The organism is Desulfobotulus mexicanus (genome assembly GCF_006175995.1).
GTDB lineage: Bacteria > Desulfobacterota > Desulfobacteria > Desulfobacterales > ASO4-4 > Desulfobotulus > Desulfobotulus mexicanus.
This window is the reverse complement of the sequence record NZ_VDMB01000038.1, coordinates 1-17618: the sequence shown is the minus strand read 5'-3', so window position 1 is coordinate 17618 and position 17618 is coordinate 1. Positions and strand designations below refer to the sequence as shown.

General features: G+C 46.6%; 22 protein-coding genes and 2 pseudogenes. 8 read left to right on the top strand and 16 right to left on the bottom strand.

Going from position 1 to position 17618, the window contains the following annotated elements; genetic code table 11:
- Window positions 1-526 precede the first annotated feature (526 nt).
- The 6 genes from FIM25_RS16045 (at window position 527) to FIM25_RS16020 (ending at window position 2553) form a co-directional block, all read left to right on the top strand.
- A complete protein-coding gene (locus tag FIM25_RS16045) occupies window positions 527-808 on the top strand; it encodes a hypothetical protein (RefSeq protein ID WP_139450870.1) in 282 nt (93 codons plus the stop codon).
- 10 nt (window positions 809-818) lie between these two features.
- The gene (locus FIM25_RS16040) at window positions 819-1271 is read left to right on the top strand and encodes a PIN domain-containing protein (protein ID WP_179953460.1); all 453 of its coding nucleotides are present in this window, start codon (window positions 819-821) and stop codon (window positions 1269-1271) included.
- A gap of 51 nt (window positions 1272-1322) precedes the next feature.
- Window positions 1323-1580, top strand: coding sequence for a DUF4160 domain-containing protein (locus tag FIM25_RS16035; protein WP_139450868.1), 258 nt, complete (start codon window positions 1323-1325; stop codon window positions 1578-1580).
- 3 nt (window positions 1581-1583) lie between these two features.
- The gene (locus tag FIM25_RS16030) at window positions 1584-1829 is read left to right on the top strand and encodes a DUF2442 domain-containing protein (protein ID WP_139450867.1); all 246 of its coding nucleotides are present in this window, start codon (window positions 1584-1586) and stop codon (window positions 1827-1829) included.
- A gap of 143 nt (window positions 1830-1972) precedes the next feature.
- Window positions 1973-2272, top strand: coding sequence for a GIY-YIG nuclease family protein (locus FIM25_RS16025; protein ID WP_139450866.1), 300 nt, complete (start codon window positions 1973-1975; stop codon window positions 2270-2272).
- Window positions 2273-2337: 65 nt separating this feature from the next.
- Window positions 2338-2553 carry a VF530 family protein gene (locus tag FIM25_RS16020; RefSeq protein WP_139450865.1) on the top strand — a complete coding sequence of 72 codons (216 nt, stop codon included), beginning with the start codon at window positions 2338-2340 and terminating at the stop codon, window positions 2551-2553.
- Window positions 2554-2678: 125 nt separating this feature from the next.
- Here FIM25_RS16020 and crcB read toward each other — a convergent pair whose 3' ends face one another.
- From crcB to trmB, 4 genes are read right to left on the bottom strand one after another with little or no spacing between them, the layout of a single operon-like run.
- Window positions 2679-3056 (bottom strand): fluoride efflux transporter CrcB, encoded by a 378-nt coding sequence (gene crcB, locus FIM25_RS16015; protein ID WP_139450864.1) that lies wholly within the window; start codon window positions 3054-3056, stop codon window positions 2679-2681.
- A gap of 42 nt (window positions 3057-3098) precedes the next feature.
- Window positions 3099-4031: a glutamate--tRNA ligase family protein gene (locus FIM25_RS16010; protein ID WP_139450863.1), complete on the bottom strand. Its 933-nt coding sequence runs from the start codon at window positions 4029-4031 to the stop codon at window positions 3099-3101.
- On the bottom strand, window positions 4028-4747 hold the full coding sequence (locus FIM25_RS16005; protein WP_139450862.1) for a hypothetical protein: 720 nt from the start codon (window positions 4745-4747) through the stop codon (window positions 4028-4030). The genes FIM25_RS16010 and FIM25_RS16005 overlap by 4 nt, the downstream gene beginning before the upstream one ends.
- A 23-nt stretch (window positions 4748-4770) precedes the next feature.
- Window positions 4771-5469 carry a tRNA (guanosine(46)-N7)-methyltransferase TrmB gene (gene trmB, locus FIM25_RS16000; RefSeq protein ID WP_179953459.1) on the bottom strand — a complete coding sequence of 233 codons (699 nt, stop codon included), beginning with the start codon at window positions 5467-5469 and terminating at the stop codon, window positions 4771-4773.
- Window positions 5470-5723: 254 nt separating this feature from the next.
- On the opposite strand from trmB, the gene FIM25_RS15995 reads away from it, so the two are divergent.
- Window positions 5724-6155: an acyl-CoA thioesterase gene (locus FIM25_RS15995; protein ID WP_139450860.1), complete on the top strand. Its 432-nt coding sequence runs from the start codon at window positions 5724-5726 to the stop codon at window positions 6153-6155.
- 26 nt (window positions 6156-6181) lie between these two features.
- Here FIM25_RS15995 and mnmC2 read toward each other — a convergent pair whose 3' ends face one another.
- The 7 genes from mnmC2 to FIM25_RS15960 all read right to left on the bottom strand — a co-directional run bounded on the left by mnmC2 (window position 6182) and on the right by FIM25_RS15960 (window position 12902).
- Window positions 6182-6925, bottom strand: a complete 744-nt coding sequence (mnmC2, locus tag FIM25_RS15990) for a tRNA (5-methylaminomethyl-2-thiouridine)(34)-methyltransferase MnmC2 (protein ID WP_139450859.1) — start codon at window positions 6923-6925, stop codon at window positions 6182-6184.
- Between the two features lie 276 nt (window positions 6926-7201).
- On the bottom strand, window positions 7202-8926 hold the full coding sequence (locus tag FIM25_RS15985; RefSeq protein ID WP_139450858.1) for a methyl-accepting chemotaxis protein: 1725 nt from the start codon (window positions 8924-8926) through the stop codon (window positions 7202-7204).
- A 414-nt stretch (window positions 8927-9340) separates the two neighbouring features.
- Complete coding sequence (locus tag FIM25_RS15980) at window positions 9341-10087, bottom strand: MlaA family lipoprotein (protein WP_139450857.1); 747 nt, start codon at window positions 10085-10087, stop codon at window positions 9341-9343.
- A 38-nt stretch (window positions 10088-10125) separates the two neighbouring features.
- Window positions 10126-10809, bottom strand: a complete 684-nt coding sequence (locus tag FIM25_RS15975) for an MlaC/ttg2D family ABC transporter substrate-binding protein (protein WP_139450856.1) — start codon at window positions 10807-10809, stop codon at window positions 10126-10128.
- A gap of 33 nt (window positions 10810-10842) precedes the next feature.
- A complete protein-coding gene (mlaD, locus tag FIM25_RS15970) occupies window positions 10843-11292 on the bottom strand; it encodes an outer membrane lipid asymmetry maintenance protein MlaD (protein ID WP_139450855.1) in 450 nt (149 codons plus the stop codon).
- Window positions 11293-11329: 37 nt separating this feature from the next.
- Window positions 11330-12085, bottom strand: a complete 756-nt coding sequence (locus FIM25_RS15965) for an ABC transporter ATP-binding protein (RefSeq protein ID WP_139450854.1) — start codon at window positions 12083-12085, stop codon at window positions 11330-11332.
- A 7-nt stretch (window positions 12086-12092) separates the two neighbouring features.
- A complete protein-coding gene (locus tag FIM25_RS15960) occupies window positions 12093-12902 on the bottom strand; it encodes an MlaE family ABC transporter permease (protein WP_139450853.1) in 810 nt (269 codons plus the stop codon).
- A 284-nt stretch (window positions 12903-13186) separates the two neighbouring features.
- Between FIM25_RS15960 and rnhA the strand changes: the two genes are divergently transcribed.
- Window positions 13187-13906 (top strand): ribonuclease HI, encoded by a 720-nt coding sequence (gene rnhA, locus FIM25_RS15955; RefSeq protein ID WP_139450852.1) that lies wholly within the window; start codon window positions 13187-13189, stop codon window positions 13904-13906.
- Window positions 13907-13917: 11 nt separating this feature from the next.
- Here the strand turns inward: rnhA and FIM25_RS15950 are convergent, their stop codons facing one another.
- From FIM25_RS15950 to FIM25_RS17405, 5 genes and pseudogenes are all read right to left on the bottom strand, one after another.
- Window positions 13918-15168: an AAA family ATPase gene (locus FIM25_RS15950; RefSeq protein WP_139450851.1), complete on the bottom strand. Its 1251-nt coding sequence runs from the start codon at window positions 15166-15168 to the stop codon at window positions 13918-13920.
- A gap of 309 nt (window positions 15169-15477) precedes the next feature.
- On the bottom strand, window positions 15478-16395 hold the full coding sequence (locus FIM25_RS15945) for a glycyl-radical enzyme activating protein (protein ID WP_139450850.1): 918 nt from the start codon (window positions 16393-16395) through the stop codon (window positions 15478-15480).
- Entirely contained in the window at window positions 16388-16828 is a 441-nt protein-coding gene (locus FIM25_RS17805) for a glycine radical domain-containing protein (protein WP_342774353.1), read from the bottom strand. The genes FIM25_RS15945 and FIM25_RS17805 overlap by 8 nt, the downstream gene beginning before the upstream one ends.
- Window positions 16817-17317: pseudogene (locus FIM25_RS17800) on the bottom strand (pyruvate formate lyase family protein); the annotation flags it as partial. The gene FIM25_RS17805 and the pseudogene FIM25_RS17800, both read right to left, overlap by 12 nt.
- Before the next feature lie 45 nt (window positions 17318-17362).
- Window positions 17363-17618 (bottom strand): annotated as a pseudogene (locus FIM25_RS17405) (IS1634 family transposase); the annotation flags it as partial.

The window sequence follows — 17618 nt, the reverse complement described above, 5'->3', positions numbered from 1 at the left end:
TTCATCCATTATTTTTGTTATTAAACCTTGCATCATACAGTCATAGAAAGCCGTGTGAGGAAAATTTTTACATGCTTTTTCAAAAAACTTTTGTTGCTGATCTCTTGGGGTGCGTGTATAATTTAGCAAAGGCTGGCTCCTGTGATTAATTGTTTTTGTCGCTATTAACAACATATCACAGAACCAGTCTTTTTTTATTGGAAATTTATCATATTATGCTAAATTCAGTGCCATTGGGGTCAGACCCCTTTTATGCCATAGGAAGTGTCTAGGCAAACCGCAAGTTCTAATCCGGCGGATTCAGGTTTGCGAGCAAATGCGGGATTATTCTGCTGCTGTGGGCTATTTAAAACACGCTTTGCGGGTGGTTAATAACCCACTGGAATTGGAAGCAAAAAAGACTCGTTATCAGGGGGTGGGGCTGTGATAAATTGCTTATTTAATATTGTTAGACTTATTGATAACTGGTCTCGACGTTATTATTTCATTATTCTTTCCTTGCCACAGACAAAAAAGAGAGGGAAATATGGACGTTAAAGGAGCTGTAAAAAAGGCAGTGGAATATGTTTCAGATGTGTTTCAATCTGAAAATTTGGAAAATGTAGGATTGGAAGAAGTTTTTTTGAATGATGTAGACAATGTTTGGGAGATTACAGTGGGTTTTTCTCGACCATGGGATTATCCAAAACAGGGTATTGTGACGGGCTTACAACCACAAAATCCAAGACGGCAGTACAAGGTTGTGTCAGTCGATGCTGATTCTGGAGAAATTAAATCAATAAAAATAAGAGCTTTATCAAATGAGTAACGGTAGTGTTTTGATTGATACCAATTTACTACTTTTACTTATTGTTGGCTTGTGTGACAAAAATATAATTTGTGATCATAAAAGAACCAAAAATTTTACAGTAGCTGATTATGATTTATTGGTGAGCCAGATAGATGGATTTAGTTCCATATGGGTTACATCGCATTGTTTAGCAGAAGTTTCTAACCTGTTGAAGCAAACTCACAAACAACAAGGAAAACAGCTTTTGTCTTGTCTTTCTACGTTCGTTGACCGTGCGCACGAGTCTCATATTTCAAAAGTAAACATTTTTAAAAATGAAGCCTACTTGTCATTAGGTGTTTCTGATACAGGCATTATTCAGAAATCAAAGAGAGTGAGCTGTGTTTATACGGTTGACTTGGATCTTTATCTCAGAATTTCTCGTCTTGGAAGAAAAGTTATTAATTTTAACCATTTGCGGAATCAAATCTTGCTTGCATAGAAGAAAAAAAGGGGGCTGTTATGCCCTTAAATCATTCTTGGAAATAATCCTATGCCTGAAATATCAAGATTTCTTGGAATCATTATTGCGATGTTTTATAGAGACCATGCGCCACCACATTTCCATGCTATATATGGGGAATATGAGGTTACTGTTGAAATAGAATCTGGAATTATTAATGGCCGTTTCCCAAAACGTGCTCTAAAGCTTATATTTGAGTGGTTAGAGTTGCACAGGGATGAGTTGCTTGAAAACTGGCGGCTTGCTGAGGATAGACGGCCATTAAATAAAATTGAACCATTGGAGTAAAAAATGACACCAAGAATCGTTGAGGCTAAATATCTGGGCGACTATACCCTCTTCCTTCGTTTTTCAGATGGGAGCGAAGGGGAAATTAATTTTGAGCAGGAATTGACCGGGGAGATATTTGAGCCGCTAAAGGATATTGAATATTTCAAAAAATTTGTGGTTAATCATGAGGTTCACACCGTTGTGTGGCCAAATGGTGCAGATTTTTCCCCTGAATTTCTATATGAAAATATACGTATTTTGGCATAAGCTCGCTGGTTGGTGCCTTGCAGCGGGTACAGGTGTCATACTCTTGGTTAGTGTGGCAAAAATATAATTTATGATCACAAAAGAACCAAAAAATTTACAGCAGCTGATTTTGATTTTATATGTAAAAAGGACTTCAGCCTCAGATGAAACAGATTTATAAAATTACTTATCATCCTACGGGCAAGATTTACATTGGCAAAGACAGTGTTGGCAGCCATCGTTATTTTGGCAGTCCTGATATGGAAACAGTAAATGATGATTTTGCGAAGCTGCCGGATGATGTCCGTAAAGATTATACAATCCGTAAGCAGATACTTTGGGAGTCTCCTGACTGTGAAGAATCTGAACTGTCATCAAAAGAGGTTGAGTTTATTCGTAAATACCAATCAAATAATCCAAAGATCGGTTACAACAGGTGGCCGAAGTTCAATGAAAACACATAATCAGTATCAGTAACCGGACCTGAGTAAATTGCCAAGCCCTTGTAACAACAAGTGAGAATGATACTATGACTGAACAGGCAAAAAATCCGCTGCATGGCTTAAGTTTAGAAAAAATATTGACCCTTCTGGTCGAATATTATGGCTGGGAAGGTTTATATAGACAAATCAATATTAACTGTTTTTCAAATGAGCCGTCGATTAAATCCTCACTGAAATTCTTGCGTAAAACGGAGTGGGCCCGTGGGAAAGTGGAGGCCCTGTACCTAAGTACATTTGCATGATGTGAAAAAATAAGCGCAACAAATACAGATAAATACCTTTATGGATAAACCGCTGCCTTATCCGGTGCTGAATCAGCAAAAGTATAGTGTCGGCCCATTGGAATCAGCAGGGAATTTTTTATCTCTCATAGCAGCCTTCCTAGGGCATAGCCCAGATACAGGGCCATGAAACCCAGAAAATTCTGACCTGCCAGATTTACCATGAGCCTGATCCATTCCCCATGGTGGATCAGGTTGGAATTTTCAAAGATAAAGGTTGAAAATGTGGTGAAGGCCCCCATGAATCCCACCAGAAGCATGATGCGCAGGGATTCGGGAATTAGATTCTTTTCTTCCGCCATGACCCAGATAAGACCGAACATGAAACAGCCCAGCATATTTACGGTGAGGGTGCCCCAGGGGAAGTTTCGGCCCAGAAGGCTATGGACGCCCGTAGAAAGACCGTAGCGGCAGAGGGTTCCCAGGGCACCTCCCAGTGCAACCATGAGTATTTTTTGTACCATATTTTATCCTTTATGCCGATGATGGCTTGTATCTTAAAGCCTTTATATGGATATTTCCAGAAAGCCCTGCCCCTGTAGCAGGGGATGTTTTTCAGGGCAATCATTAAAAATCCTTTGGAGGGTTTCAATATCCTGGATTTTATCCTTTGTCTCCAGATGCAGAAAATCCGCTGCAAAAGAAAAAATACCAGCGGGTGAAATCCCGGATTCCCTCATTTCACAGAGGGCATGGCTGCCTCTGGACTTGGAAAGTTTTTCGCCCTTTTTTCCAGCCACAAGTCCGTGATGTATAAAAAAAGCAGCAGGGAAGTTCTGCAGTCCAAGGGTTTGGGCTAAAAAAAGCTGTGCTGCCGTGGAAGGCAGAAGGTCGGCTCCCCGTACCACAAGGTTGATGCCCATGGCATCATCTTCCAGAACAGAGGCCAGATGGTAGGCCGCCAGATTTTCTTTTCTCCAGAGCACAAAGTCGCCAAAATCCTCAGCCAGAGCCTGTGTCCGCAAACCCATATTTATTTTTGTATTTTCAGGGACCTGCAGCCGTATGGAAGTTTTCATGGTTTCAGAATAAAGGCCTTTATTTCTGCAAAGTCCCGGATATGCTCCCATGATACCTTGGGCAGCAAGGCTTTTTCTGGAACAGTCGCAGGCATAAGCCAGTTTATTTTCCAGCAGGGTATCCACGGCTTTGCCGTAGCTATCCATGCGGTTCATCAGGGAAAAACGGGCATAAAAATCTTCCGGACCCGAAGGGCCGGTATCCCAGTTAAGCCCCAGCCAGTCCAGGGAATAAAAGATGTCTTCTATGACCTCTTTTCGGGTACGGATACCATCCATGTCATCAATGCGAAGATGCAGCTTCCCCACCTGCCTGTAAACAAAAAGCCGGGCCAGAATAAAGTTCAGGGCATTGCCAAGGTGTAGAAAACCGCTGGGCGTAGGAGCCATGCGGGAAAAGGGGATAAAAGCATCCTTCATAAGATATCCCCATTTTCATCAAGAAAAATGCCTTTTTCCAGACTTCGGAGGGCTCGACCCATGAGTTCTTCAAGGCTGTCACCGGGTCTGTAGCTTGTAACAGACCATAAGAAATCTATATTTTCAAACTCCTGTCTGTTTTCTCTTGCCTTCTCCAGGCCCTTCTGGATGCGTGAGGATAAAATCCGGCTTTCTTCGGCACCGCCTTCCACAAGTATGGCAAAATTCCTGTTATCCAGTGGAATCAAATGGTCTGTCAGGCGGATTTCTTCCCGTGCCAGTTGAAGTATATCGGAAAGAATGTCCTTTTTTCTTTTCCTGAATCCACTGACTTCCCTTTCTTTCCACCTGCAATGCAACAGGGCAAAGGGCTTTTTTTCCCTTCTCTGGCGATACACGGCCTGGGCAAAGTTGTTTTCAATGCTGGCCGGAATAAGGGGATAGGGCAGATTAGCGGATTTTTTTCCTTTTTCCCGTAACAGAGTGAAGAAGGGAAGGGCAAGAAGGGGCAGGCCCAGTCCCAGAAGGCTGTTGCGGAGAAAAATCATGGTCAGGGATGAAGGATTCCAGGAATCATGGTAAGCTTCGCTTCCGTGCATGGTTTCAAAAATGTGAAATATGGCTTTGGCTGTCCAGAACTGGGTCATGATAAAACTCAGAAACAGGAGCCAGAAGGCCCATGCCCATGGACCGGAACGAGATAAGATTGAAGTCATAAGCTTAAGGCCTCCATCCAGGATTATGCGGACAAGCACAAGCTTTCATGAATTGATTCATCCAGATAAAATTCCATGAATTTTATGCTATATCCCTTTTTCCTGAATTCTGTTTCAAAGTGGCTTTCAATACCAAGAATATCCGGATCATTGATGCCCGAGGAGTGAAGATCCTCAAAAGCCCGGCAAAGCCGGGCACCGGCAGCATCCAGATTTTCCAGTGTAAAATCGTAAAGACCTGCATGATCTGTCTTGCAGCGTATCAGTCCGTTGGGTTTAAGGAAGTTTCTGTAGATATTCAGAAAACGCGGTGAAGTGAGACGCTTTCTGCCGGAGATGTTACCGGGGGCAGGGTCAGGAAAGGGTATCCAGATGCCGTCGGCAAAATTTTCAGGGAAATATTCGGCCAGATGATCAATGCGGGCCCTGATAAACCAGACATTTTCAAGTCCAAGCTCCATGGCACGGCTGGCTCCCACCCAAAGCCTGTCGGATTTCACGTCCACACCGATGAAATTTCTTTCAGGATACCTTGCCGCCAGTGCAAGGCTGTATTCTCCCTTTCCGCAGCCAAGTTCAAGGAAAACAGGCTGCTCACGATTCAGCAGATTTTTAGGCCAGCAGGGTTCCAGACGAATAGGGTCAGTGCTTTTAAGTTTGGGGAACAGTACCCTGTCCATGCCTGTTATGTCCTGATATCGAAAACTTTTTTTTCTTCCCACAGCGTTATCTCTTTTCTTTGATTGAAATTTTAAAAATCATCACACAGAAGGTTCCATAACAGAATATTTCTGTAAGGAAAAGTATCTGTCATGTTTAAAAAAGCATTTGCTGCACTTGTTTTGAAAGGGAAGGTCGTTCAGCTAAATTGTGCTGTCCTGAGAGCTGCTTGACAGAATCTGCTTTCGGGTGGTAGGTCGTTTTCTCGTTCAGTAAAGACAGGCTGAATAACGTTTTACGGAGGAAAGGCAGGTCAATGAAAGGTGTTCCAGTCATCCGCATCCGCGGGTATCATACGGATATTTACGGGCATGTGAACAATGCCCGTTATCTTGAGTTTTTTGAGGAAGGTCGCTGGCGTATTTTTGAGGATTATCTGGATCTCAAAGGCTGGTTTGAAAGGGGACTTTCTTTTTTTGTGGTCAATATCAATGTCAGCTACATTAGATCCATTGAGGTGAATGAGACCATTGAAATCCACTCCGGCATGCTGAAGTACGGCAATAAATCCGCCGTGCTGCGTCAGCGGATTTATCTTGAGGGTATGGATATCCTTTGTGCAGAGGCCGATGTCACCTTTGTGACAATTTCTAAAGAAATGGGTCAGAAAACCCTGCCCATGGAAGGAGAAATCCGGCAAAGGCTGGAGGCTCTCCCCATGATACCGGCAGATAGGGTGCAGGTTTAAAAGAAGCCCTCATATGAACAGGTTCTTTATTTCAAAAAACTGTTTGAAGTTCCTAGAAAGCCCCTGATCATATCCCTTTTAAACCTGAAACCCGGCAATTTCTCCACACAAAAGCCCTGAGAAATCATGGCTCTTCTCACAAAACCCGCTGCGGTAAAGGTGGCAAAACTGCCTTTGTCCGCAGTTTTTTTTCCCATGGTTTCAAATAGATTGTCTGACCACATCTCAGGATTTGCATGGGGAGAAAAACCGTCGAGAAACCAGGCATCTACATTTCTTTCAAGGATCTCGGACAGCTTTTCTGCGTCATCAAAGAGCAGATCCACCTCCATGCGCAGCTCTTTGAAAAAAAGATGATGCTTTCCCCGGACGGGTGGAGGATATTTGTCAAGGAGCTGATTTGAAAGATCGTTCAGACAAGGCCATGCCCTGTGGATCTGGCGCAGATGATCTGCGGGTATGGGATGTTTTTCCACGGAAGTATAAAAGAGGGTAGATCCGGCAGGTGCGAAACGTCGCCAGAAATCAGCCGTGACCAGAAAATTAAGACCCGTACCAAAGCCCGTTTCACAGATATGAAAAGAGCTTTTTTCAAGCCAGCGATGGGGCAGACGATTCTGTTTTAGAAAAATATGACGGCTTTCCTCTATGGCTCCGGCTTTGGAAAAGTAGCTTTCATTGTATAGGGGAGAAACAAGGGTGTTTTCATCCTTCCACTGAGGAAGTACCTCACAAAATGAATGGGAGGCTGCTGATGGTAAGAAGAGCATGGATCTTTCCTGAATATACCGCAATGCGGCGTGCCTTGCTATTCGTTAATATTTTCGACTGGTAGCGGCCATGGCTGTCAGGCAGTTGAGCAGTACTAAAGCTTTATGCCCGTAATTGAGCTGCCTCTATAAGTATTCCGGCACTCAAGCCTCCAAAAGCCCATTATTTTCATAGCAGGCCCAGGTTTGTTGGCTTGAGTGCCGGAATCTTAGACTATTGTAATCCCGTTTGCAAACATCCATGGAGCCTTGCACCGGAATTATTGCACCAAAATTTCAGCTCAGCTTAAAGCGTCCCACCAGCTTTTCAAGGGTTTCTGCCATCTGGGCTATTTCACCGGCCTGACTGTTCACGGCATCCCCTGTGGCGGTGATGGCTGTGGTGGCGCTGCGTACCTCATCAATGTCACTATAAATATTCCGGACCAGAGTATTCAGGGATGTTATGTTTTCATTGACTTCCTGAATCCCCTGTGAGGCCTGCAGAACATTTCCGGCAATTTCCCTTGTAGCTACGGACTGTTCTTCCACAGCAGTGGCAATGGCATTGACAATGTCATCAATGGCGGCAATTGCTGAGTTAACATGGCCCACATCTTCTCCAACTTCCAGAGAAAGGGTCTGGGCGTGGTTGATGATATTGCGAATATTTTCTGTTGCTTTGGCTGTTTGCGTTGCCAGATCCTTGATTTCTGAGGCTACAACGGCAAAGCCTTTTCCTGCTTCTCCGGCACGGGCTGCTTCTATGGTGGCATTAAGGGCCAGCAGGTTGGTCTGGGCAGATATTTCCGCAATGGTCTGGGTGACCTGACCCACTTCCCTTGAGATATCCCCCAGCTCCTTTGCCTTCCGGGAGGTTTCTTCCACCCTTTTTACCGCATTGCCCGTGGTCTGTCTGGCTTTTTCTGCGTTTTTTGCAATTTCATCTATGGTGGAAGTCATTTCTTCCGTGGCTGCGGCCACCATGGAGGTGTTGGTTGAGGTTTCTTCCATGGCAGCGGCAATGCCGGACATGTTGTTTCTCATGGTGGATGCAGCATCACTGAGGGCCTGGGTGCCTTTGGCAGCGGTACGAACGCCATCAGCCATAACTTCAGATTCATTGCGCATGGCTCCAGATGCTGTATGGAGACCTCCCGCGTTTTCCCGGATGCGGGAAATAATGGCATGGATCTGTTCTATGAAACGGTTGATCCAGAGGGCCATCTCACCGGTTTCATCTTTGCGCTCTTCGGGCATGCGCCGGGTCAGATCCCCTTCCCCTGAAGCCAGATTCTCAATGAGTCTTGTGGTGTGTTTCAGAGAGACAACCACATCCCGGGTGGTCAGGATGGCAATGATAAAAAAGAAAATGGCAAAAAATCCTGCAATCGTTGCAATCCATAAAAGATAAGCCCGCACCTGCTGGCTGATACTTCCGGATATGCGGGCCTGTTCTGCAGCAATGTTGTCAATATATACACCTGTCCCTATCCACATGGAAGTGCCGGGAATGAGTTCGGCATAGGCCAGTTTGGGCTGGTTGCCGAAACCGGGTTTATCAAAAATATACTCTACAAAATCACCGCCTCGGGCTGCAGCACTGTTCAGTTCCCGGACAAAATAGACTCCGTCCGCATCCTTGGCACCGCCTAAATCTTTGCCCACAAGGTCGGGGCGGGTAGGCAGCGCCACATTGGTTGTCTGATCATAAATGAAATAATAGCCTGATTTATCTTCTTCAAAGCGGATGTCCTGAATCATGTTTCGGAAAAGGCGGACGCGTTCATCGTGGTTTTGGGTTTCACTGGCAATGACACCAAGGGCAAGGGCCATGGAGTGGGTTGCGACATAGACCTTTTCTTTCTGATCCCGGAACATTACATTGCCTGTTTCAAGGATGCCCATGTCCCGGGCAGTATAGGCCGTGCGGAAGGTGGACCAGAACATACCAGCCAGCATGCAGGCCACAAGTACAAGGATGAAAGTCATGCGCTGACGTATGCTGAAATTCTGGAGCATGGAGATTCTCCTTTGGAAAGTGGGGGAACGCTTTGTTTCCCAATGGTGTGTTTGTCGGACTTCTATGACAGGAAATAAAGGACACAGCACAATGCATGCTGTCCTTGTCTGAGCCTGTACAGGATGAGGAATTGAGTGTCGGATTTACACACGTTTTTGTAGTTTACACATTAAAACAATGTTTGTAAAGATTGCCTGAAAAAGGGTAAAATAATTGATGGACTAAAGAAAATTTCAGAAATCCGACTCCGTAATTGTCTGCGGGCATGGTTGCTGTCATATAATGAAAGCGGATAATTTAAATCGGGTAGGCGGAAGGCATGCCCCTGTAAAGGGTTTTGCGGCCATGTGTTTTAGGGGCACCCTTTACGGATGCCCCTTGGCAGGAAATATAATTGATTTTTCTTATTACAACTATTGTCTGATGGCCTGCATACGCATCTGAATATAGCCATTGCGCACAGCGGTGTAAGGATCGAGGGAAGCATCTTTAATGGCTTCATAATCACCAAGGCGGAAAGACGTGGTATTTATGGTTTCCGTAGCCTTGACCGCTGCCCATCCCTCTGGATTTCCGCTTGTATAGTAGGTGGTGGGTTGAAGAAAAAAGTCACCGACCTGTCCCACACCATCCCGCAGGGTTGTGGGACCGAAGAATGGAAGAACCAGATAGAATCCGTTTCCTATACCCCATTTTCCAAGGGTCTGGCCAAGGTCTTCCGGAGGCACCTGCAGGGATGGGAGCTGCTGGGAGGCATCAATCAGGCCGAATATGCCCCAGATGGAGTTGACAAAAAATTTGCCTGTTTCCGCAGCAGCAGCCTTTCCCTTTCCCTGAAGAAGCTGGTTTGTTACCCGCACAGGAGCTCCGATATTCCTGAAAAAATTTCTGATACCAGTACGGACCGGTGAGGGTGTGACCTTCTGCCATCCTGTGGCAGCGGGCTTTAGTACCCAGAAATACAGCTTGTCATTGACAACAAACATGCCCCGGTTAAAGGGTTCAAATGGATCCGCAATTTTCTGAGAGGGTGCTGCGGCATATTCTGCTTCGATTTCCGCAAAAAAGGCATCATCATCGTCCCAGTATTCTTCAGCATGAACTGTTTGCAAGATAAGACCCGTCACAAGCAGAAGAATACAGATAAAACGGAAACCCATATTTTTTTCCTTACATTCATTTGATTTAATTGGCAGATTTAAAGAATGCGAAGCATATCATCTGCATCCGTATCTGCAGGACGGCCTTCTTTCCGTCTCTGAATGCGGTCATTTTCCAGCCTGTCTATCCTTTGCTTCATTACCTCAATCAGCTCAGCCGGCTCCCTGCGGAAGAGAAACTCTTCAAACTGGCTGCGGTAGTTCTGGACCAGACTGATACCTTCTATCTGTACGTCATAGATGCGCCACTGATTGCGGATATTTCTGAGTCTGTATATTACCGGTACTTCCATATTATTGAGAAGAACCCTCGTGCTGACTTCTGCCCTGCTTTCACTGATTATGGTTTCATCATCGAAAACCACTTCTTCGTTCCGGAAATTATCCTGTACTTTTTCTATGTAAGTGTTTGCCAGAAGTCTTGCAAAAAGATCGGCAAACTCATTTTGCTGTTCTGTTGAAAAACGTCGCCAGTTCCGGCCTGTGGCCAGCATGGATACGGTTCTGAAGTCAAAAATTCCCTGTACATGTTCAAAAAGTTCCTGATGCTGTTTTTCAGCCAGTTCCGGGTCAGGATCTTTGTAGGCAGGGTCTTTCAGCAGGGCGATGGCGTCATTGATTCTTACCTTTATGGTTTCAAGGGGTCCCATGTCTGCACTGGCTGCAAGGGGGAAAATCAGAAGGCATATAAAAACACAAAAAATCTTAAGAAGATTCTGCATGACCACTCCTTTTTTTATGTAGGGATGCCCCAGCTATTTGATGCCGCCGAAAACATATCTGGAAATCATGTCTTCAATGTCCAGAGGCGATTCAGTCTCAAAAAGCATATCACCTTCTTTAAGCAAAACGTCCGATCCTCCGGGGGAAAGCTGAATATATTTTTCTCCTATAAGACCCGATGTTTTGATGGAGGCAATGGTATCTTCGGAGATGGGAATATGTTTTTGGATTTTAAGGTCCAGGATGGCTACCAGGCGTTCTGGATCAAGGGACATCCGGCTGACACTGCCCACCTGTACGCCTGCAATTTCAATTCTGGCATTGTTGGTAAGGCCTGCAATGGATGAGAACCGGGCCTGAATGGTATAATAATTACTCCCGATCAGTTCCATCTTGCCCAGCTTTACCGTCAGATAAGCTGTGCAGAGAATTCCGATAATAACAAAAATTCCGACCGTTGTTTCAAGGGTAAATTTTTTCATTACTCTGCTCCATGGATGAAAGCTTTATTGGGAGTTTCTAGTCAATAAACATGGTATCGGCCTCGCCAAGCAGGAACTGGCGGACCACCGGCGTTTCACAGGCCTGAATGTCTTCTGAGCTGCCGGAAAAAACAATTTGACCTTCATCCAGCATGATGATTTCCTGAGCGATGTGAAAAATGTCCGGAATTTCATGGCTGACCACAAGGGCTGTGAATCCGAGCTCTTTCTGGTAGTTTGCAATCATTCTGTGCACTGCGTTTTTACGTATGGGGTCCAGCCCTGTGGTGGGTTCATCAAACAGGACCAGCTCCGGACTTGTTACCAGTGCACGGGCCATGGCAACCCGCTTCATCATGCCGCCGGAAATCTGTGAAGGATACTGGTTTTCTGTGCCTTCAAGGTCAAGCTGCTTCAGTCTTTCTCCAACCTTTTCTTTGATTTCAGAAGGAGAAAGTCGTGTGCCCTCTTTAAGGGGAAGGGCAATATTTTCAAAAATACTTAAGGAGTCGAACAGGGCACAGCCCTGAAACATGTAACTCATTTTATTTCTGAAAATACGGGTTTCTTCACGGCTCATTTCTTTTATGGGCTTTTCTCTGTAGAGGATTTCTCCCTCATCCGGCTGCATCAGACCGATGATGTGTTTAAGTAGAACACTTTTACCTTCACCGCTTTTTCCGATGATGGCTGTGGTTTTTCCTTCCATGATATCGAGAGAGACACCACGGAGTACGGGATTGCTGCTGAAACTTTTATGAACATTAACAAGACGGATCAGAGGTGTTTCCATTAATGTCTCACAGGAGTATGGAGGTGAGAATATAATCGGTAATCAGAATCAGTACCGAGCTCTGGACAACGGCGGATGTGGTGGAAAGCCCCACGCTTTTAGACCCGAAGCTGTTTTTACGGCGGTGGGTGAAGTAGCCCTGATAGCAGCATACCGTGGCCACCACAATGGAAAAGACCAGGGATTTCAAAAGACCGCCTGTGACATCACTGAGCAGAATGCTGGATTCTACTCTGGAAAAATAGACACCGGGGTTGACGCCAAGAAGTTTGGAACCGGTTAAATAGCCGCCGATAATTCCCACAACATTGAAAACAGAGGCAAGCAGGGGAATACTGATGATGGCTGCTGCCAGTCTGGGGCTGAAGAGGTAACGTATGGGATGGATGTTCATGGTTTTAAGGGCATCAATCTGTTCTGATATGCGAAGAATGCCGATTTCTGCAGTCATGGCAGAGCCAGCCCTTGCTGCAACCATAATGGCAGTGAGCACGGGGCCAAGTTCCCGGATCAGGGTAAGGGCTACGGCGGAGCCTAGAAAGGCTTCTGAACCAAAGGCCACGAGACTGTAATAACCCTGCAGACCGAGAACCATACCTGTGAAAAGTGCGGTGAGGAAGATAACAAGAAGTGATTTTGCGCCTATGAAATAAACCTGCTGCAATATTTTACGTATCTGAATGGGCCATGAAAAGATATGGTAGAATCCGGCAGCAAGGAAAAGGGTAAAATGACCGGCAAGCTGAATTCGGTAGAGGACAATGGCTCCCAGAGAATGCAGAATCCCGGGACCTTGGGAGGGTGATTCCTGAATCATAATATTTTATCCTTAAAATTGAGCTGTGGGAAAGCCTTTAGGAAAGATGCTGTATCCTTGACTATGCTATAAGGGAAATAATGGCAGGGTGTCAAGAAGAGCCGGAAAGTGGCAGGCGGCGGCCTTAAGGCCGCCATAGTGAAATTGAGGCGGGATTAATTGGTGGGCCTTTGGGAGGTGGGATTTAAAGAAGATGTAAAGAGGATTAAAAATAAATTTAACATACTTTATTTTAAAATAAAACAATTTCTTTTTTTATTATTTTGGATGAAAGGAAGGCTGGTTTGGCTTTAAAAAAATATTACGCTGTGCTGAGGGGTAAAAAGCCGGGTATCTACAGGGTTTGGGCCGGAGGTGAGGGTGCTCAGGTTCAGGTGATGGGGTTTCCCGGAGCCAGATACAAAGGTTTTGAGAAGCTGGAGGATGCCGAAGCTTTCATGGCCGGAAAAAATCCTGTAACTTCTCCGGATGCTTCAGCTGGCAATAAAAAAAAGCTTCGGCCATATGAGGACGCTGGCCTTGATCCCCTGGATTATCCCATTCATGTTTTCAGTGACGGTGGTGCCATTGGTAATCCCGGCCCCGGAGGCTACGGTACCGTTGTAATACAAGAAGATGGCAGCAGGCAGGAGTTCAGTGCTGGATTTTCTCTGACCACTAACAACCGCATGGAGCTTCTCGGGGCCATTGTCGGCCTTGAGGCAGTTAAAAATGAGGGTGTGCCCATATTGTTGACCTCGGATTCCAGATATCTGGTTCAGGGAATAGAAAAAAAATGGGCAAGGGGCTGGCGGGCGAGGGGCTGGAAAAAATCCGACGGTACACCGGCATTGAATCCGGATTTATGGAAACGGCTTCTGGATCTTCTGGATCATATGGAGGTGCGGTTTCAGTGGGTGAAGGGTCACAGCGGACATATTGAGAATGAGAGATGTGATGTCCTTGCTCAGTCCGCATCCAGAGGCAGTAACTTGCCTCCGGATACGGGATATAAGGGTAAATGAAGCGAGAATATTCATATGGCGGATTTTTTCAGAAAACCTACAGCGGCTTTTACGGGTTTGCCGGGTCTGAGCTGTAGGGCTTTCTGAATATCCTGCATCAGTGTATCCAAAGACAGGGTTTTCTTTACCATATCGAGGCTTATGAAATGGCCTGCAGCCAAAGATTCCAGCAGAGATCCTGAAGCAGCCCTTGCCGTTTCCATGGCAAGCTTTTTTCTTGCCAGATAATCCTTGCAGAAGCGGCTGATAAAGGCTCCTTTTTCATCGGGAATACCATCGGCAAGCTGCAGGGCTTCTCCTTCGCCGATGTCTTCAAAGACATCATGTTTTTTAAGGAAAAATCGCCACATGGCGGCTTTTTCACTACGGCCCGGAGCCGGTATGCGTATGGGAGCCAGCCTGCCGTCCCGGATAAGGGTGTCATCAAAGGTTTCCGGGTCTGCATTGGTGGTGATGCTGAATACCAGATCCGGATAATTGGCAATGTATTTTTTCAGTACATCCACTGCTTCCTGATAATAGTCTGCGCCGGAGCTGTTGTGGCTTTCGCTGTTCATGACAAGGGAGGTGGCCTCATCGAGAAAAATGAAGGCTGGCCTGCCGCTTTTGGCGGTTTTCTCCACAACCTCGAAAATGGCTGCGTCCAGATTGTGGGCAAGGGAGCCTATGTATTTTTCGCTTAAAGCTGCCACGTTCAGTTCCGTTGCATGGGCTCCGGCTCTTTCGTAAACATCTGCAATGGCCCGCTGAAGGGCGGTTTTACCCGTACCGCCTTCACCATAAAGAATTACGCCGCTGCTTAAAGGCTTTTCCTGACGCAGCACTTCGGGAACGCTGGTGCGGATCAGCACTTCATTGAGAATTTCAGGAGCCATGAATATGTCAAAAAGGGGAGCAAGCATTTCTCCGTAAGGCGTCGGGCTGGCCTGACTCACATGGGTACGGGTTATTTTTTCTTCTTTCTGTACAAGGGGTGCATCATCCAGGCAGAAAAAATCTCCATGTCGTTCCAGATTGCGGGATCTGGCTGCAAAGGGTGTAAAAATATTGGCCGTATCCACGTCAAAGGCATTGGCTTCATTGCCTGTTCTGCGTATCAATGGGGTGAGTTCTCCTGTGTAACGTTTGGATACCTTTGCGTTCAGGTGAAGCCAGAGACGATCATGCTCATCCCTGAAAATAGAACCGACCTGTCCGTATCCTTCTTCTCCTATATCCATGTTGCGAATTGCTTTATATTTTTTGAAGGCTTCGAGCATCATGATATCCCCCTTTCATAAACGCCACTAAGGGGAAATCCCCCTTGTTCCTGAGGGCGTTTGAAGTTTTTATCGGCATGAAAGGGAAAATCATTAAGATTTTTTTTTATAAAAAAACGCTTCAGGTTGAAAAACTTCAACGATACTGTTGTGCTCCGGTTGCTGGTAGCCATGACTGGCCCGGAGATCCGGACAAACGCAAGGCCTGCCCCTGTGGATGGTTTTTACTCCCCGTTTATGTTTCAGGGACACCCTTTGCCTATGCCCGCTGAACCGCCCCCCTGTCCGGCACCATTCGGGCACAAAAGGCTTTTATTCCAAGGCTTCATGCGCCTTCATTCCATATTTTTCAAATATGCTGCCCGCCCGGAGAAGATCCTCTGCATCCGGCGTACGGATGACGGGTAAAGATTTTGGCATTTCCGAAAGCCAGAGCCGTTTACTGTTTCCGTGATCATGAAAGGGTAGAAGGGTGATTTCCCTGAAACCCAGATCCGACAAAAATTCGGCCCATTCGCTAAGGTTTTCTTCTCCGTCGGTAATATCCGGCACCAGAGGAAGCCTAGGCCAGACAAGGGGGCCTTTTCCCGAATTCATGGCTTCTGCCGCCTCCCTCAGATTGGCCTTGATGGGATAATTGCCTGTACCGCACAAACGTTTATGGAGATCCGTATCAAAGATTTTCACGTCAAAGAGCAGAAGATCCAGATGCTGCAGCAGGGTTTTTGTATCAGGATTTTTGCTGTCAAACATCCCGCAGGTTTCCATGGCAAGGTGAACGCCCTCTTTTTTCAGGCTGGCAGCAAGGCCCGAAAGAAAACCTGGAAACATTCCCGCCTCTCCCCCGGAAAAGGTGACACCGCCCCCTGTGGCTTCAAAATTGGGATATTCAGGCCTCAGTCTGGCCAGAATATCCGCTTCTGTGCAGGCTTCTCCCATGGCAATCAGAGCTTCAGCGGGACAGGCCTGCACGCAGGCAAGGCAGAGAGAACAGGCCTCCGATGGACGGTTTTCCGGCAGCTTCAGGCCTTGGGGACAGGCTTCCGCACACTGGCCACAGGAAAGGCAGCGGTGGGCCCTGAAGGCGATTTCCATTTCCTTTTTCCAGGATTCGGGATTCTGACACCACACACAGCGTAAGGGGCAGCCTTTAAAAAAAACCGTTGAGCGGATGCCGGGACCATCATGGATACAGAAGTGCTGAATGGAAAAAATCTTGGGATTATCCATGGATAGTCCTTTCAATCAGCTCATCCTGGACTTCCGGAGCCAGATCCTGAAAATAGGCGCAGTACCCTGCAATCCGCACCAGAAGACCGGGATAAAGATCCGGATGACTGCGGGCCTGTCTCAGGGTTTCGGCATCCAGCACATTGAGCTGCACCTGCATGCCCCCCTGGGTAACCAGATAGGAACGCAGCAGTCCTGCCAGAAGTTTTTCTCCGGCTTTTCCCTTCACAAAGGTGGTGCCAAGCCTTAAGTTCAGCGCCCCTCCGTTTCCCCAGTTTGAGGTATCCAGAGAAGCTGCGGAACGCAGAAGGGCTGTCGGCCCTGTTCTGTCCGCACCTGTAGCAGGGGAAAAACCATTTGCCAGCCCATGGCCTGCCCTGCGGCCCGAAGCCGAAGCTCCCGTCCATTTTCCAAAGGCCGTGTGGCAGGTCATGGAGTACATTCCCGCAAGATATTTTCCCCCACGGCTGTTTTTGTGGCGGGTGACGGCTTTCGTAAAAATATCTGCCACAAGCTGAAACATCTTATCCGCTTCGGAATTGCCATTGCCGTATTTGGGGTCTCGGGTGGCAAGGCTTTGGCGTAAGGCCTCTTCACCTTTGAAATCAGATTTTAAAATCCTTACAAGATCTCCAAGGCTTTGCTTTTTTTCCCTGAATACAAGTTTTTCGATGACAAGGAGGGAGTCCGCTACATCGGCAAGGCCCACTGCCTGATAGGAGGTAAAATCATAGGCAGCCCCTCCCCAAGTTACATCCCGTCCCCTTTCCATGCACCCTTTAGTGAGCATGGAATTGAGGGGGGCCGTGCGGAAACGCCGGTTTGCTTCTTCCAGAAGTGAGGTGGCCTTTACGGCATCGGCCACGATGGCCTCCACCTGAAGGGTGAAGGCCGAGACCACATCATTAAAGGATGCCATGGTTTCCGGTGCAGGGCTTTTAACCCTGAAAGTCGGATAAAGCGTACACTATTTGGTACCCACTCCCAAACACTTTAAAAAGAGCCTGTCTCTGGCCACTGATTCGGTGGACCATCGATAGCTGCCCATGGGGGTCTGTACCTTTGTGGTTTCAATACAGTCGAACCAATCTAGGATCTGAGCGAGAGAACGTTGCGCAAGCCAGTTTTCCAGCTGCTTTTCGAGCTTGATAAGAGATTTGGTTTTTTCGGGGTCTTTTTTTCTGAKCCTGACCTGTACGGCCTTTATTTCTTTCATCAGGATK